The sequence below is a fragment of the Porphyromonas vaginalis genome, from assembly GCF_958301595.1.
Classification (GTDB): domain Bacteria; phylum Bacteroidota; class Bacteroidia; order Bacteroidales; family Porphyromonadaceae; genus Porphyromonas; species Porphyromonas vaginalis.
Genome location: NZ_CATQJU010000001.1, coordinates 2,220,832 through 2,236,743, shown reverse-complemented (window position 1 = coordinate 2,236,743; position 15,912 = coordinate 2,220,832). Strand labels below are relative to the sequence as shown.

Genomic DNA, 15,912 nt, shown 5'->3' with positions numbered 1-15,912 from the left:
TACATTTGCCCAAATACCATTGTATCGCAACTTATGGGCAAAACAACAAAACGCAAAGTGAACAAATTCCCTTACATAGATCGAGATGTAAGCTGGATGTCCTTCAATCGGCGCATCCTCCTAGAGAGTGCCCGAGAGGATGTCCCGCTGATGGAGCGCCTGAACTTCTTGGGCATCTACTCAAACAACCTGGACGAGTTCTTTCGTGTGCGTGTGGCTTCGCTACGGCGTATCGCAGAGGACGAGGAGCTGTCAGCACCGCAGCGTAAAGAAGCGGAGCGGACGCTACGCAAGATTTACAAGCTCAATAAGGAGTATGCTGAGACCTTTGAGGAGAACTTTCAGCAGGCACTGGATGATCTCGCTAAGGAGGGCATACGAGTGGTCAACGAGCGGGAGCTGACGCCTCGACAGGAGGAGCAGGTCTTTGACTTCTATATTAGGCAGCTGGGTGCAAGTACTAATCCGCTCTCGCTGCGCAAGATGGACTTTTCGGCAGATCAGATAGAGGAGTCGATCTACCTAGCGGTGCAGATGAAAGAGCTGGAGCCGGGCAGCGACAAACCACTGCGTCAGAGCGTCGGCATCATCAAAGCTCCGGTAGAGAAGTTCGGCCGATTTATCCGCATAGCAGACGATGAGGAGGGGAGGGTCTGCATCATGTTCCTCGATGATGTGATTCGCTTCAACCTTAAGTATATCTTTGCGGGCTTGCGGTGTAATGACTTTGAGGCTTACACCTTCAAGTTTACCAAAGATGCGGAGATGGACATTCGCGAGGAGGATGTCGATGTGGGTGTGGTACAGCGTGTCTCTAAGGGTCTGCGTCGCCGTCGCAAGGGTGAGATGCTCCGTGTGGTCTACGATGCCGATATGCCTGGCTCGCTGCGCAACAAGATCTTTCGCAAGGCGGGACTAGACAGTAACGATGCCAAGGTGGCGGGCGGGCGTTACCACAATCTGCGTGACCTGATGGACTTCCCCAAATGCGGTCGCCAAGACTTGTGCAATCCGCCACAGACACCGATCCTAGGCGATGGCATTGACTTTACGGAGAGTATGATCGATCAGGTGCTACATCGAGACCGGCACTTGCACTTCCCTTATCACAGCTTCAACCGCTTCCTGCGCCTCCTGCGTGAGGCAGCTATTAGCGATGAGGTGCGTGGAATCAAGTGTACGCTCTATCGTGTCGCCAAGGACTCGAACGTGATCAATGCCCTGATCGCTGCGGCTAAGAATGGCAAGAAGGTGACGGTCGTCGTGGAGCTGCTGGCGCGCTTTGACGAGGAGAGCAACATAGCCTGGGCTAAGGAGATGATCGAGGCGGGCATCAATGTGCTCTTTGGTCCTGAGACGCTGAAGATACACAGCAAGTTGGTCCATATCACGACCCGTCATGGAGATATAGCCTGCATCGGTACGGGCAATATGCACGAGGGCACAGCCCGTGTCTACACCGATGTGATGCTCATGACCGCCAATAAGTGTGTGGCGAGGGAGGTGGCGGATGTCTTTAAGTACATCGAGAAGCCTTACCTAGACACCCACTTTAAGGAGCTGCTAGTCTCGCCAAATGATATGCGTCGTCGCTTTACCGCTCTGATCAATCGGGAGATCAAAAACAAGCTCGCTGGCAGGCCTGCCTACATTATGGTCAAGGTGAATCACATCGTTGACCCAGCCCTCATCAAGCGTCTCTACGCAGCCTCTCAGGCGGGTGTAGACGTTGACCTCTTGGTGCGTGGTAACTGTTCGCTGGTGCCGGGTGTCAAAGGGGTGAGCGAAAACATTCGCGTCTATGGCATCATAGATCGCTATCTGGAGCACTCGCGTATCTTTATCTTTTGCAATAATGACGATCCGCTTTACTTCATCGGCTCAGCGGACTGGATGCAGCGCAACCTAGACCGGCGTATCGAGGTGGTGGCTCCTGTCTACGACAAGGAGATACAGCGAGACCTGCATCACATCGTGGCGTGCGGACTGCAAGATGTATCGCAGGGACACTACGTCAATAGTCACGACGGTCGTCCTCGGCGTGAGGATGCTCCGACGCCATGGTACCGCTCGCAGACCGACCTCTACGCTTACTACCTACAGCAAGACATAGACACTGATACGAAGATATGAGAAAGCTCAACCTCGCCGCCATCGACATTGGCTCGAATGCCGTGCGGCTCCTCATCAAGTGCGTCAATAGTGACCTCTCTGATCAACCGCTCAGCAAGGTGCAGCTCCTGCGTGTGCCACTCCGACTGGGCGAAGATGCTTTTATCTCTGGACAGATATCTAAGAGGAAGCAGCGTGATATACTCTCTCTCATGAAGGTCTACAAGCATCTGATGAAGATCTACGACGTGGCTCACTACCGCGCCTGCGCTACCTCAGCGATGCGCGAAGCGAGCAATGCTAGTGAGATCGTGGACAAGGTGCTACGTAAGACGGGTATACAGATAGAGGTGATCTCAGGTGAGGAGGAGGCAGCTCTCGTGGCGCAAAGCAAGATACACCGTATCGTCACGACAGATCGTAACTACCTCTTTATGGATGTGGGGGGCGGTAGCACGGAGTTGAATCTCTATGTGGGAGGAGAGCCTGTCGCCACACGCTCCTTTGACATCGGCACGGTGCGTATGCTGAGTGGGGTAGTGCGAGATGCGACATTCGAGGCTTTTGACCAGTATCTCTCGGAGCTGTATAGTCAGTACGGAGCTGCGACCATCGTTGGTACGGGTGGCAATATCAATCGGCTCGCACGTATCAACGGCACGACAGACCCCTCCATGCCGGATACCCGCTTCATCTCTGCTGAGGCGCTGCAAGAGATCTACGAGACGTTGGCGGCACTGACGGATGAACAGCGTATGACCCGCTTTAATCTAAAGCCCGATCGCTCTGATGTGATTGTCCCGGCGGGTGAGCTTTTCACCAGAGTCGTCGCGGCCCTACATGCGGATCAGGTGATCGTACCAACGATTGGTGTCGCAGATGGCATCATCGACCAGCTTTACCTGAAGATAATGGACTAAACTCGTATCTTTGCTCTTGGCAAGGCTACGAAGCCTATCTTCTAATTCACACTTTAATCTACCAAGAAGCATGATACAACCCTTCACATACTACAATCCCACGAAGCTTGTCTTCGGAGAGGGACGCATTGCTGAGCTTCCTCGGCTCATTGATCCACACTACCGCATCCTCCTCGTGATGGGCGGTGGTAGTATACGAAGCAATGGCGTCTACGATGCCGTATGCCAAGCACTGGAGGGCCGCTCTGTGACCGAGTTTTGGGGCATCGAGTCCAATCCTACGGTCGAGACGATCCGTAAGGCTGTACAGCTGGGGCGTCAGGAGCAGTGCGACTTTGTCCTAGCTGTAGGCGGCGGCTCAGTCATCGACGCAAGTAAGCTAATCATCGCTGCGATGTGCAGTGACCAGGACCCTTGGGATATAGTTCGTGCTGGCAAGCATAGGGGCGAGCATCTACCGCTCGGTGTCGTGCTCACGATCCCCGCTACGGGATCGGAGATGAATAGTGGTGGAGTTATCTCTTGTCGTGAGACGCAGGAGAAGTATTCATTCTCAAGCAAGCATCCACAATTCTCCATCCTAGACCCTCGTATACCGACCTCTCTACCACCTTATCAGGTAGCGTGTGGTATAGCCGATACCTTCGTCCATGTTATGGAGCAGTACATGACGACGATGCGCAGTCCGCTCCTGATGGATCGTATGGCCGAGGGGGTGCTACACACGCTCATTGAGATTGCCCCAGGGCTGACGCACAACCATCAGGATGTCGATCTGATGGGTGAGTTTATGCTCTGCGCTACTGTCGGACTCAACGGTTACCTCTCGTGGGGTGTGGATCAAGACTGGAGTACGCACTATATAGGTCACGAGGTGACCGCCCTGACGGGTCTGACACACGGGCATACGCTCGCAATCATCCTGCCCGCCACGCTACAGGTGATGCGCCATCTAGGCAAGCAGGACAAGCTCCTGCAGTATGCGGCTCGGATATGGGGCTTGACCCCTCAGGCGTGCCAAGGCGAAGAGCACGCTATTACGGCAGCTATCGAAGCGACGAAGCAGTTCTTTGCCAAGCTCGGTCTCTCGGTCACGCTACGTGATGCGGAGGTACCTCACGAGGTGATCGACGAGGTGGTGCGTCGCTTTACGGAGCGTGGCACTGTACTCGGTGAGCATCAGAATATGACGCCCGAGATCGTACGACAGATCCTGGAGCTGGCTTACGAGTAAGTCGCTTCCGTAATAATTTGTATCTTTGTACTCGACAAAGCTCGATGCGCTCCTCGCTCTAAGTCCATTACGAGCGAGGCTGCGCTTTCAAGGGCTAAGTATAGACAACACTTCATTCAACAGATAAGCTAGACACACTATGCAAAAGAATCAGGACTGGAAGTCCTATTATCAATCTCATCTGACCACCCCCCTAGAGGCTCTCAAGAAGGAACTTACAGAGGGGTGTAACATTGTCATAGGTCATGCGGCTGCCGCCCCTGATACGCTCCTGAAATGTATGATGGAGCATGTCGCTGAGCTGCCCGCAGGTAATATCTTTCACGTCCTGTATTATGGTGCTGGGTACCAGTTTACGCCTGAGATAGCCAAAAACTTTAATCTTAAGATCAACTTCCTCGAGGCCAACGCGCGCAAGGCGTGCCGTGCGGGGTTGGTGGACTTCTTCCCCTGCCACTTCCATGAGGTGCCAGGGCTCTTTACCGATGGCTTCTACCCTGTAGATGTTGCTATCGTCCAGTTGACCAGACCCAATGAAGAGGGTTACTGCTCCTTCAGTCTCTCGTGTGACTATACCAAGCCAGCTACCGATGCTGCTCGTGTCGTAATCGCAGAGGTCAATGATCAGCTCCCCTTCATCGGTGGCGACAACCTGATCCATGTGACGAAGCTGAATCATATCATCGAGGTGAGTACGGCTGTACCTGAGGTGCCCCCCGCTGTGCCTGGTGAGATAGAGCGCAAGATCGGTGAGATCTGTGCATCCATGATCAAGGATGGCGACACGCTACAGCTAGGCATTGGTGCTATCCCCGATGCTGTCCTGAGCAATCTTAAGGATCGCAAGGATCTAGGTATCCACTCGGAGATGATCACCGATGGTGTTATGAAGCTGATGCGTGAGGGTGTCATCACGGGCAAGCGTAAGACGCGCAATCCTAACAAGGTGGTCACGGCCTTTGCGATGGGTACGAAGGAGCTGTACGACTTCTTTGACCACAATGAGGAGGTTGAGATGTATCCTGTGAGCTATACGAATGATCCCTTTGTCGTGGCTAGCATCGACAACATGGTCTCGATCAATTCTTGCCTAGAGATCGATCTGCTCGGTCAGGTTAATGCTGAGAGCATCGGCTACAGCATGCTGAGTGGCTCTGGTGGTCAGGTGGACTTCATGCGTGGTGCTAGACGCTCTAAGGGCGGGCGTAGTATCCTTGCCTTCGCTTCTACTGCCAAGGGCGGCGAGATCAGCCGTATCGTGCCGATCCTAGCCGAGGGCGCAGCCATCACCACGGGTCGCAACGACGTGGACTATGTTGTCACGGAGTATGGTGTAGCGCGTCTGCGTGGTAAGACGGCTCGTGAGCGTGCTGAGGCACTTATCGGCATCGCACATCCTAAGTTTAGAGAGATGCTTCAGGAGGCTGTCATCAAGCGCTGGGGCAAGTAGTCGTAAGCTTACCGATCATTATATGCGAGTCTTCTCTAGTAGCGACACCAGTATCGTTGCTCAGAGGAGGCTCGCTTAGCTTTTTGATAAAACTATTAAGCCGTATCGTATGAATGTCCGTATAGAGCCTAGCTGGCATCGGGTGCTGGAGGAGGAGTTTGAGAAGTTTTACTTTGAGACTTTAACCTCTTTTGTGCGCTCGGAGTACCAGACGAAGAGGATCTACCCACCTGGAGGACAGATCTTTCGGGCTTTTGACCTTTGTCCCTTTGAAGATGTGCGGGTTGTCATTCTCGGGCAAGATCCTTACCACGGGGTAGGGCAAGCCGAGGGACTAGCCTTCTCTGTGCCAGAGGGTGTCGAGGTGCCACCCAGCCTGCGCAACATACTGACCGAGATCTCCTCCGATCTAGGGCATCCCTCGCAGATCGTCGGCGGGCATCTGACGCCCTGGTGCAGTCAGGGTGTCCTCTTACTGAACGCTACGCTAACGGTCGTAGCACACGAAGCAGGCTCGCATCAGGGACGCGGGTGGGAGACCTTCACCGATCAGGTTATCTCGCTCCTGAGTAGACAGAGGGAGCATCTCGTCTTCATGCTTTGGGGCAACTATGCGCGCTGTAAGCGGGCACTGATAGACCGCCAGAAGCACCTCATCCTCGAGGCGCCTCATCCTAGTCCGCTGTCGGCTCACCGGGGCTTCTTCGGCTGCCGGCACTTTTCCAAGGGCAATGCTTACCTACAGCGATACGGCTACGAGCCGATTCGCTGGTGATAGGGGAGACTGTTGCAAAAGTCAACGGTCTCAGGGGGCATAGATAGAAAAATAGAGAGAGAGGGTCGCTATTCGTGTGAGTAGCGACCCTCTCTAATGAAAAGGCAAACAAATAAGGTATAAGCTATAGCCTAGCTGACACGCATACGTGTGTAGCTAGGCTATTGTGCTGTATATCTGTTTTAGCAGACGCCCTGACCAACCATTGCCTTAGCGACCTTCATGAAGCCGGCAATGTTAGCACCCTTGACGTAGTTGATGTAGCCGTCTGGCTCCTTACCATACTCTACGCACTGAGTGTGGATGTCCTTCATGATCTGATGTAGACGCTCGTCTACCTCAGCCTCAGACCAGTAGATGTGAGCTGCGTTCTGTGACATCTCTAGGCAAGAGCAAGAGACACCACCGCAGTTGACAGCCTTACCAGGAGCGAAGATGAGACGCTTCTCAACGAAGTACTCAGCAGCCTCTGCTGTACAACCCATGTTAGAAACCTCAGCAACGATTGTTACGCCGTTTGCAACAAGCTTCTTAGCGTCCTCGAGGTTGAGCTCATTCTGGATAGCGCAGGGGAGAGCGATATCTACCTTGTGCTCCCAAGGCTTCTTGCCTGCGAAGAACTGTGCACCAAACTTCTTAGCGTATGGCTCTACGACGTCGTTACCACTGTTGCGAAGCTCGCACATGTAGTCAAACTTCTCCTGTGTGCTGACACCGTTCTCATCGTAGATGTAACCATCAGGACCAGAGATGCAGACAACCTTAGCGCCTAGCTCAGTAGCCTTCATGGTAGCACCCCAAGCTACGTTACCGAAGCCTGATACAGCAACCGTCTTGCCCTTGAAGTCGATGTTGTGCTGCTTGCAGATATCATTGACCATGTAGATAGCACCATAGCCAGTAGACTCAGGACGGAGGCGTGAACCGCCGAACTCATGACCCTTACCAGTGAAGGTACCAGTGCACTCACGGGTGAGCTTCTTGTACATACCGTACATAAAGCCTACCTCACGACCACCTACACCTACGTCGCCTGCAGGGATGTCCATGTCCGGGCCAATGTACTTGTAGAGCTCTGTGACATAAGCCTGGCAGAAGCGCATGATCTCGCGCTCGCTCTTACCCTTTGGAGAGAAGTCAGAGCCACCCTTGCCACCACCCATAGGGAGCGTAGAGAGTGCGTTCTTGAAGGTCTGCTCGAAGCCGAGGAACTTGAGCGTAGAGAGGTTCACCGTGTGGTGGAAACGCGTACCACCCTTGTACGGGCCAATGGCGTTGTTGAACTGTACGCGGTAACCGAGGTTGATCTGTACCTCACCCTTGTCGTCTACCCAGGGGATACGGAAGGTGAAGATACGATCGGGCTCGACGAGGCGCTCGACGATCTTGTTCTTCTCAAACTCTGGATGCTGGTTGTAGATGTCCTCGATAGAGAGGAGGACCTCACGGACAGCCTGGATAAACTCCGGCTCGCCTGGATGCTTTGCCTCTAGCTGGGCAATGATCTCACTTGTCTTCATTTGAATTAATGATTAGGATTATCGGATATGTACGACAAAGTTACACCTAATTTCCCAATGAAGCAAGTATTCGGCAGACCAAAAACGAAAAGTCTCTGCGAGGACCTCTTGTTAGCTTCTAAATCTGATGAATTGGGGCTACCTGTCCTGACTTTTCGGCTCTTAATGCCCGAGATAGTCAGATCGAAATGCTACTCTGTCCTCGATTTTGACCAATCTACAGTTTCCTACCTATGAAACTTTACTTTCATGCTGATGAACTGATAATTAGCTTATTTCTGCAGAACGACCTACTCAATGCCCCCTCAAAAAGCTTTTACTAGACAGCAGCAACCCATTAGCGACAAGCGAGGCATAGATGAGGTTACCATATATATAATGTGTCACCCCTGAATTGGCTGTTAGCTGTTAGCTATCGGAACCATCGGAGCTATCAGAGTGATCGGATCTCTAATTTCTCATCTCTAACCTCTAATCCCCATTTACATATCTTTACGGGGAGATTCGTCCGATTCTCTCCTTTCTCGAATATCCACGTGGGGAATCTCAAATCTCCACGTGGATGTTTTTTATTTTCCATGTGGGCGTGATTCATTTCTTCCGAAGTTTCATTTGATTCTTCCGAAGTTTCATTTCATTCCTCCGAAGAATTTTTTATTCCCCACGTGGAGATTTCAAAATATCCACGTGGAAATCACTTTTCCCCGACATGGTGCCGTTTCGATATGTAGTCAGGTCTAAATTATTGTAGCGAGTCGGCATCGATTTTTCCCAGCTAGGGCTGACGCATCATAATTGCTCTTTCAGAAACTACACATTAGCGACCAGCAAGGAGTAGAGAGGTCGATGAGTTCATTATATATAGTGCGTTAGCTCTGGACTAGAAATCGCCATGTGGCTATCGTACGATACATTTTTTGTACTTTCGCACCCGGGAATAACTAGTCATATATATATGTGTGGGTGGTTTGACCCTCAGCTCTCAGCTTGTAGCAGGAGCTGACTGTCTACTACCATAAGTCTTGTGAACGGGCTCTAACGCACGCTCACTGGTTTGTGGACTTATAAATCTATAATCTCAAACTTATCCTATGAAGCAAAGTAATCAACAGATCTTTCTCCGCGCCCTCGGGGTGTCTTTCTTTCTCGTGCTGCTATGGTCATCACTGGCACTGTCAGCTCAGCAGACCGATCACTACGTCACTATGAAAACCTCTAAGAAGGTTGGCGAGATGATCGAAATCGGACTCCTTGCTAAGGAGGTCGACAAAATATCTATCGATGGAGTCCAGGAGCAACCCTCGAGGTCTGGCTCGAGCACGCCTATCAAATACACACTCTCTAAGCAGACCGTGACGATACGAGGAGAGCTCTCCCTGCTCTTCGTCTCAGACGCTATGCTGACGCAGCTTGATGTCACCAATATGCCTTCGCTGGAGACCCTCAACTGCGCTCAAAATAATCTTACCTCTCTAGACTTGTCTCGTAGTGTGGCACTAAAGGAGCTTCACTGCCTACACAATAACATCACGGAGATAAAGGGACTCGCCTCCGCACGACAGCTTAAGACGCTCCTCTGTCAGGCAAACGCTATTAGCGCATTAGATCTCTCTCAAATGAAGGCACTGATACATCTGGACTGCTCCAAAAACAGCATCTCCTCGCTAGATCTCTCTAATGCCACGGCTCTAGAAAACCTGACCTGTGTAGAGAATAATATCACCTCCCTAGATCTGTCTCAGACGAAGCAACTAGCTTTTTTAGATTGCTCTGCCAATAAGTTGACGGCTCTAAATCTATCCAACCTGAGCCACCTAGACGATGTCAACTGTGCTGGTAATCAGATAAGAGGAAAGGCTATGACACAGTTGATAAGTAGTCTACCAGCACCCGAAAAAGGCGGTTGGCTAATCCTAGTGTCGAGCAGTAAGGATGACGAAGACAATATCGCCACAAAGGAGGATGTAGCCACGGCTATCACGCGCAAGTGGAAGGTGATAGACGACAAGCAAGATCCTTACGAGGGTGTCGACAGCTATGCTGTGAAGCTCGTCATAGGTGATGGCGGTACGGCAAAGATTCAGGAAGATGTGGAGCCCTCTAAGGTGCCCGAAGGTCTTAAGCTCACGGTCATCGCTACACCACAGACAGGCTATGAGCTGGACAAGATTATGGCGGGTGGCAAAGATATCACGACAAGCAAGCAATTTGTCGTCAAGGGAGCTACCGAGGTCAAGGTAACCTTTAAGAAGAGCACAGCCGTTACTGACGTAGCTAGTGCACAGCTGCAGATCTATCCCAATCCCACGGCTCAGGAGCTACACATAGCAGGCGTTGCGCCACATCTGCTGCTCACACTATATAATATAGAGGGCGAAGCCGTGGCTGTCGCTATGGCAGACATGCAGGGCGTCGCTGAGATGGACTTGAGTCATCTGCCTGCCGGGCTTTACCTACTCCATATCTCAGGAGAGCTACATCGCATAGTGCTCCAGCGCCACTAAGCGACCTAAGTAGTCACTCTCTTGTAACCTTATAAACCTACAATCTCAAACTTATCCTATGAAGCAAAGTAATCAACAGATCTTTCTCCGCGCCCTCGGGGTGTCTTTCTTTCTCGTGCTGCTATGGTCATCACTGGCACTGTCAGCTCAGCAGAGCAGCTACTCGGTCACATTCACCACTGCCAAGCAGGTCGGTGAGCAAATCGAGTTTGGCTATATAGCTAAGGATGTCAACCAGATCACCATCGATGGAGTCAAGGAGCAACCCTCTAAGTCTAACTCAGGCTCCGTCAAGTATACGCTTGCATCTCAGAAGATCACGATACGTGGAGAGCTTTCTCATCTCTTCGTCTCTGATGCGATGCTGACGCAGCTAGATGTGACTCAGATGCCTTCGCTAGTGAATCTTAACTGTTCGAAAAATGAACTCACCACGCTAGACCTATCTCGCTGTGTGAAGCTAAATAGCATTCTCTGCTTTAGCAATGACATCACGCAGATCAAAGGACTTTCTTCCGCCACGCAGCTCAAGAGACTCATCTGCAACGAGAATGCGCTTTCTACGCTAGACCTTCCGAAGTCTACCGCATTGGAGTTTATCGACTGCGCACAAAACAACCTACCCACGCTAGATCTCTCGAAGGCCCCAAATCTTAAAACGCTCGTCTGCTCGAAGAACCAGATCGCAACACTGGACCTATCGCAGACCCCAAACTTGGTCGCTCTTAGTTGTGGAGATAATGTGCTACAGGGTCTAGACCTCTCTGGTGTAAAGAACCTTAGCTACCTAGAGTGCCCACGCAATCAAATCAAAGGCATCAGTATGACGCATCTGATCAGTACGCTACCCACACCTACTCAGGAGGGGCAACTCATCCTCGTCTCAAGTCGTAAAGCAAATCAAGACAATGAGGCAACAAAGGTCGATGTAGCAAATGCTCGCTCTCGCAACTGGAAGGTTCTTAACGACAACCAAGAGGAGTACGAGGGTGTCGCAGAGACTTTCGCAGTGACGCTCGTTGTTGGCGATGGCGGTACGGCAAAGGTTGAGGGTGCCAAGGATCTGACAAAGGTTGAGGAGGGTTCTCAGCTCACGGTCGTTGCCACTCCACAGACAGGCTATGAGCTGGACAAGATTATGGCGGGCGACGAAGATATCACGACAAGCAAGCAGTTTGTCGTCAAGGGAGCTACCGAGGTCAAGGTAACCTTTAAGAAGAGCACAGCCGTTACTGACGTAGCTAGTGCACAGCTGCAGATCTATCCCAATCCCACGGCTCAGGAGCTACACATAGCAGGCGTTGCACCACATCTGCTGCTCACACTATATAATATAGAGGGCGAAGCCGTGGCTGTCGCTATGGCAGACACGCAGGGCATCGCAGAGATGGACTTGAGCCATCTGCCTGCGGGGCTTTACCTACTCCAGATCTCAGGAGAGCTACATCGCATAGTGGTCCAGCGCCACTAAGTGACCACACCCCGCTAACTTAAAAGAGGAGACGACCAACTCGTGTGGCCGTCTCCTCTTGCATTGATGGGGGAGGCTGTGTCTGTCTAGAAGTGGAGGTAGCGAATTGCGAGCTTTGAACGATCCTTGTTGAACGTTCGCATTGTTTTGATATACAGTATATTACCGACTATTTGGTATTGCTGTTCTAACGATTACGCTCTACCTTTGCACGGTGTAAGAGTGTCCATAGGGCGATGCTTTCTGCCTCCTCTCTGAACGCTCTTGCGCATAGGGCCTATTAACGCAAAACGGCTCCAAGTAGTATATAACAACAGATCAATATGAGACAATCAAACAATCAATCCCTAGGCGCATTGGGACGCCTAGGACGCTCCATGGGGAGCAAGCGGCCGATCGCTTATCTAGGGCTGGCCTGCTCTGCTGTGGCGCACGTGGTGGCACTGGTGCCATTCATCTTTATTTGGCTTATCCTGCGTGAGTTGCTCAGTGGCTCTGTGGACTCCAGCGCCATCACGCGATGGGCTTGGTGGGCAGTCGGGGCGGGACTGCTCTATCTACTCCTCTACGGGTTGGCACTGATGCTGACGCATGTGGCAGCCTTTAGGGTAGAGCGGACTTTGCGAGGGGATGCTATGAGGCGTATGCTGGAGATGCCCTTGGGCTTCTTCGATCAGCAGAACCTAGGCAAGCTCAAAAACGTCATCGACGACAATGTTGGTCTGACCCACACTTTCTGCGCTCACCAGTTGCCAGACCTCGTTGGGACGCTGGTCTGCTTTGGGACGCTCTGCGTGATGATGTTTGTCCTGGAGTGGCGCATGGCTTTGCTCTGTCTCATACCAGTCTTGATACAGCTCCTAGCGATGGGCTCGATGATGACCAACAAAGCGTACCGTGAGAGTATGGGTGCCTATATGAATCACCAGCAAAGGATGAGTAGCGAGGCGGTCGAGTATGTGCGTGGTATGCCCGTGGTGAAAGCTTTCCAGCAGTCGATCTACTCCTTCAATGCTTTTCACCAGACGCTACTGGACTATGCTAAGTGGGCGAAGGTCTATGCTCGTAGTTGTCGGCGTATGTTTAGCATCTACACGGTAGCTTCCTTTGGCTATGCCTTTATCTTGGTACCCTTTGCCTATTATCTCTTGAGCCGAGGCGAAGATATGGTCGGTGTGGTGAGTAGCTTGGTCTTCTTTATCCTCGTGACGCCCTTCATCGGGGAGTGTACGATGCGACTCATGTATGTGGTCAGTGGTAAGCGTGAGGCTGTGCAGGCTCTGGATAGGCTGGATGCCCTCTGCGATGCCTCTTTGGGGGCAAAGGATAGTACGCCTCTCAAGCTTTCTAGTCATACGATCCAGCTGGAGGGGGTATCCTTTAGATATACTCCAGAGGCTCCTCTGGCGGTGAGTGATGTGACGCTCACAATCCCTGAGGGCGCCTGCGTGGCTCTCGTAGGAGCTAGCGGTAGTGGCAAGACAACGCTGGCTCGTCTCGTGGCTCGCTTTTGGGATGTGGAGACAGGGCGGATTACTATCGGGGGAGAAGATATAAGTCAGGTTGCTGTCGAGGAGGTGCTACGGCATATCTCCTTCGTCTTCCAGAGTGAAAGGCTCTTTAAGAAGTCCATCCGTGACAATGTAGCCTATGGGTCTGCTAAGGCTACGGACGAAGAGATCTATGCGGCTCTCGACAAAGCGCACTGCCTAGAGCTGGTGCGTAGTCTGCCACAAGGGTTGGACACGGTCATCGGCTCTAAGGGTGTCTACCTCAGTGGGGGAGAGCAGCAGCGGATCGCTCTGGCGAGAGCTTTCCTCAAGGATGCGCCTATACTGCTCCTTGACGAGGCTACCTCTTTTGCCGACCCTGAGAGTGAGCATGCGATCCAGGAGAGCCTGCATCGTCTGATGGTGCACAAGACCGTCCTGATGATAGCGCATCGTCTCTCCTCGGTGGTCAATGCGGATCTCATTGTGGTGATGCAGCAGGGACGCATCGTAGAGCAAGGCTCACACACGGAGCTACTGGCTCGTACTAATGGACTCTATGCCTCTATGTGGCAAGAGTATCAAGAATCTATCAAATGGACTATATAAGCTATGAAGCATCTAAATCTAATCAACTGGATGGAGCGCAAGATGGCGCTCTCGCCTAGAGGAGCGCACAACTTCCTCTCGGCTTGTCTCTGGACTGGTGTGCAAAACCTCTCCTTCATGCTCCCCGTGATGCTCGTTTACCTCCTAATGATGGAGCTATTTGGCGAGAGCAGAGACCTCACCCTCTGGGGGCTGGTAGGGATGGCACTCTTATCTATAATAGGTATGTATCTCATCACTCGCAGACAGTACAACAGCACCTTCCTCGCCGTCTACAGCGAGAGTGCTACTATGCGCATACGACTAGCGGAGAAGATGAGACGACTACCGCTCTCCTTCTTTGACCGTCACGATGCAAGCGATCTGACAAGTCGTGTGATGTCTGATGTCTCATTTCTTGAAAACGCATATTCGCATATACTGCCACAGATGGTAGCTTCCTTTATCGTCCTCATCTTGGCGGGATGTGGATTAGCCTTCTTAGATTGGCGGTTAGCCTTGGCACTCTTTTGGGCAGCACCCGTGTCGCTTCTGATCCTATGGGGATGTCTGGCTTCGCAAAAGCGCTCCTTCGTCAAGCTCTCCAAGTCGCAGCTCTCTGTGAGCGAAAAGGTCGAGGAGGGGCTACAGCTACATCAGACGATCAAGGCATACGGTGGCGAAACGCTCTATATGACAGAGCTGGATGCCGTCTTGGCGAGTCATGAGCGCACCAGCTTTAACACCGAGTTGGCTAGCTTCGTCGTGGTCAATGGACTACGCTCTTTGCTACAGCTGGCGATCCCGACGCTGGTCATCGTGGGGAGCCACCTTTACCTAGCGGGAGAGGTGTCGCTCGGCATCCTCCTCTTCTTCCTGCTCATCTCTGTGTCGGTCTATACACCACTGACTATGCTGATGACGAATGCCCTCGTAACGCTCTTTGCCTCTGTGCGGATAGATCGTATGAATGAGATCTACAATATGCCGACGCAGGAGGGGCGGACGGACTTTGCGCCTAAGAGCGTCGACCTAACGTTTGAGGATGTATCCTTTTCCTACAATGAGGGTGCGCAGGTGCTGAATCATGTCTCCTTTACCGCCAAGCAGGGCCAGGTGACAGCTCTCGTCGGTCCGAGCGGTGGGGGCAAGAGTACCTGTGCACGACTGGCCTCCCGCTTCTGGGACTGTCAGAGTGGGGTTGTATCGCTCGGGGGCGAAGACTTAACAGCAGTCGATCCAGAGACACTCCTCAAGTACTACGCCATCGTCTTTCAAGATGTGGTACTCTTTAATAATACGGTGATGGAAAACATTCGCGTCGGACGCAAAGAGGCGACAGATGCCGAGGTCCTCGAGGCAGCTCGGCTAGCGCAGTGTGACGACTTTGTAGCGCGGCTGCCCGAGGGGTACCAGACGCAGATAGGGGAGAATGGCAGTCGCCTCTCTGGCGGTGAGCGTCAGCGCATATCGATAGCTCGAGCTATCCTCAAGAATGCTCCGATCATCATCCTCGATGAGGCGACAGCAAGCCAAGATGCGGAGAGCGAGACGCATATACAGCGGGCTCTCTCACAGCTTACGACGGATAAGACGGTGCTAATCATTGCCCATCGTATGCGCACGATACGCAATGCGGACCGCATCGTAGTACTCTCTGGGGGCACGGTTGCTGCTTCTGGCACGCCTGACGAACTGTACGATGTGCCAGGCTACTACCGCACCGCTTGTGACCTGCAGCAGGTAGAGAGCTAGGCGAAGTCAACTTAGCTGTAACTCGTACTGCCCCCCTTGGGCGAAAGCTGTGGGGCGGACTTGGGATCTCTTTGTATCGTGCTGGCTTAGTAG

At 52.2% G+C, this 15,912-nt stretch carries 10 protein-coding genes; 9 read left to right on the top strand and 1 reads right to left on the bottom strand.

What is annotated here, in order from left to right:
- Positions 1-33 precede the first annotated feature (33 nt).
- From Q2J34_RS08695 to ung, 5 genes are all read left to right on the top strand, one after another.
- Complete coding sequence (locus Q2J34_RS08695; protein WP_300970012.1) at positions 34-2,133, top strand: RNA degradosome polyphosphate kinase; 2,100 nt, start codon at positions 34-36, stop codon at positions 2,131-2,133.
- The gene (locus Q2J34_RS08690; protein WP_300970011.1) at positions 2,130-3,032 is read left to right on the top strand and encodes a Ppx/GppA phosphatase family protein; all 903 of its coding nucleotides are present in this window, start codon (positions 2,130-2,132) and stop codon (positions 3,030-3,032) included. The genes Q2J34_RS08695 and Q2J34_RS08690 overlap by 4 nt, the downstream gene beginning before the upstream one ends.
- Before the next feature lie 73 nt (positions 3,033-3,105).
- On the top strand, positions 3,106-4,266 hold the full coding sequence (locus Q2J34_RS08685; protein ID WP_300970159.1) for an iron-containing alcohol dehydrogenase: 1,161 nt from the start codon (positions 3,106-3,108) through the stop codon (positions 4,264-4,266).
- Positions 4,267-4,405: 139 nt separating this feature from the next.
- Positions 4,406-5,716, top strand: coding sequence for an acetyl-CoA hydrolase/transferase family protein (locus Q2J34_RS08680; RefSeq protein ID WP_298888069.1), 1,311 nt, complete (start codon positions 4,406-4,408; stop codon positions 5,714-5,716).
- A 109-nt stretch (positions 5,717-5,825) separates the two neighbouring features.
- On the top strand, positions 5,826-6,491 hold the full coding sequence (gene ung, locus Q2J34_RS08675; protein WP_300970010.1) for a uracil-DNA glycosylase: 666 nt from the start codon (positions 5,826-5,828) through the stop codon (positions 6,489-6,491).
- 182 nt (positions 6,492-6,673) lie between these two features.
- On the opposite strand, the gene gdhA is transcribed toward ung, so the two are convergent.
- Complete coding sequence (gene gdhA / locus Q2J34_RS08670) at positions 6,674-8,011, bottom strand: NADP-specific glutamate dehydrogenase (RefSeq protein WP_300970009.1); 1,338 nt, start codon at positions 8,009-8,011, stop codon at positions 6,674-6,676.
- Between the two features lie 1,091 nt (positions 8,012-9,102).
- Here gdhA and Q2J34_RS08665 point away from each other — a divergent pair.
- From Q2J34_RS08665 to Q2J34_RS08650, 4 genes are all read left to right on the top strand, one after another.
- Positions 9,103-10,515: a T9SS type A sorting domain-containing protein gene (locus Q2J34_RS08665; protein WP_300970008.1), complete on the top strand. Its 1,413-nt coding sequence runs from the start codon at positions 9,103-9,105 to the stop codon at positions 10,513-10,515.
- Between the two features lie 58 nt (positions 10,516-10,573).
- Positions 10,574-11,986, top strand: coding sequence for a T9SS type A sorting domain-containing protein (locus Q2J34_RS08660; RefSeq protein WP_300970007.1), 1,413 nt, complete (start codon positions 10,574-10,576; stop codon positions 11,984-11,986).
- 323 nt (positions 11,987-12,309) lie between these two features.
- Complete coding sequence (locus Q2J34_RS08655) at positions 12,310-14,085, top strand: ABC transporter ATP-binding protein (protein WP_300970006.1); 1,776 nt, start codon at positions 12,310-12,312, stop codon at positions 14,083-14,085.
- A 3-nt stretch (positions 14,086-14,088) separates the two neighbouring features.
- Positions 14,089-15,819: an ABC transporter ATP-binding protein gene (locus Q2J34_RS08650; RefSeq protein ID WP_300970005.1), complete on the top strand. Its 1,731-nt coding sequence runs from the start codon at positions 14,089-14,091 to the stop codon at positions 15,817-15,819.
- Positions 15,820-15,912 lie beyond the last annotated feature (93 nt).